The sequence below is a fragment of the Agromyces humi genome (assembly GCF_009720255.1).
Taxonomy (GTDB): domain Bacteria; phylum Actinomycetota; class Actinomycetes; order Actinomycetales; family Microbacteriaceae; genus Agromyces; species Agromyces humi.
In genome coordinates this window covers 1-1,543 of record NZ_WJSP02000602.1, presented here as the reverse complement: position 1 = coordinate 1,543, position 1,543 = coordinate 1, and the positions used below count along the sequence as shown (strand labels likewise).

Sequence of the window (1,543 nt, the reverse complement as noted above, 5' to 3'; positions counted from 1 at the left end):
CGGCGCGCGTCACCTGCACCGCCGACGTGAGCCTCGGCAACGTCGAGGTGCTCCGCCGCGTCACGCGGCCCGGCGACGGCGTCATCATCACGCCGCCGGTCTACCACCCGTTCTTCGACCTGCTGCCCGAAGCAGGGGCCACCGTGGTCGAGGTGCCGCTCCTCGGCGGCATCGACGAGGGCTGGTCGCTCGACCTCGACGGGATCGACGCGGCGTTCGCGGCCGGCGCGCGGGCGATGCTGCTCTGCAATCCGCACAACCCGACGGGCACGATCCCGGATGCCGCCGAGCTGGCCGCACTGGCCGAGATCGCCGCCCGCCACGACGCGACCATCGTGTCCGACGAAGTGCATGGCCCGCTCGCGCAGCCCGGCACGCCGTACACGCCGTTCCTCACGGTGTCGGATGCGGCGCGCGAGCACGGCATCGCCGTCACCGCGGCCACCAAGGCCTTCAACCTCGCGGGGCTCAAGACCGCGCTCATCGTCACCGCGAGCGAGCGCGGCGACCGGGTGCGCGCCACCCTGCCGTACGAGGTGGAGTGGCGCACGAGCCAGTTCGGCGCGATCGCGACGATCGCCGCGTTCCGCGAGGGCGGCCCGTGGCTCGACGGCGTGCTCGCGAGCCTCGACGACAACCGCCGGCTGCTCGCCGACCTCGTCGCCGACGAGTTGCCCGGCGTGCGATACCGGATGCCGGATGCCACGTATCTCGCCTGGCTCGACCTCACCGCGCTCGGCTGGGGCGACGACCCCGCCGCGTACGCGTTGGAGCACGCCCGGGTCGCCCTCGCCAACGGGCCCAGGTTCGGTGCCGTCGCCGGGCGCGGGTACGCCCGGCTCAACTTCGCGTGCACGCCCGAGGTCCTCGACGAGGCGGTGCAGCGGCTCGCCGAGGCGCGGCGCTGAGATGAGAGCGCCGCGCTGACCGTCAGCGCGTGTAGTTCGGCGCCTCCACGACGATCTGCACGTCGTGGGGATGCGACTCCTTGAGCCCGGCCGGGGTGATGCGCACGAAGCGCCCCTTCGCCTTGAGCTCCTCGACGGTGCGCGCACCGACGTAGAACATCGACTGGCGGAGTCCGCCGATGAGCTGGTACGCCACCGCCGAGAGCGGGCCTCGGAACGGCACCTGGCCCTCGATGCCCTCGGGGATGAGCTTGTCGTCGGAGGGGACATCCGCCTGGAAGTAGCGGTCCTTCGAGTAGGAGGTCTTCTTGCCGCGGGTCTGCAGCGCGCCGAGCGAGCCCATGCCGCGGTACGTCTTGAACTGCTTGCCGTTCTGGAAGACGAGTTCGCCCGGACTCTCGGCCGTGCCCGCGAGGAGCGAGCCGAGCATGACCGTGTCGGCGCCCGCGACGAGCGCCTTCGCGATGTCGCCCGAGTACTGCAGGCCGCCGTCCGCGATGAGCGGCACGCCGGCCGGCTTCGTCGCCTTGGAGGCCTCGTACACGGCCGTCACCTGGGGCACGCCCACGCCGGCGACGACGCGCGTGGTGCAGATCGAGCCGGGGCCCACGCCGACCTTGACGGCGTCGGCGCCC

At 72.7% G+C, this 1,543-nt stretch carries 2 protein-coding genes; one reads left to right on the top strand and one right to left on the bottom strand.

The window, feature by feature from the left end; all coding sequences use genetic code 11:
* The coding region (locus tag GH736_RS22720; RefSeq protein WP_159607263.1) for a MalY/PatB family protein at positions 1–908 on the top strand (908 nt) is incomplete at its 5' end.
* Between the two features lie 22 nt (positions 909–930).
* On the opposite strand, the gene GH736_RS22715 is transcribed toward GH736_RS22720, so the two are convergent.
* The coding region (locus GH736_RS22715; protein WP_203230923.1) for an IMP dehydrogenase at positions 931–1,543 on the bottom strand (613 nt) is incomplete at its 5' end.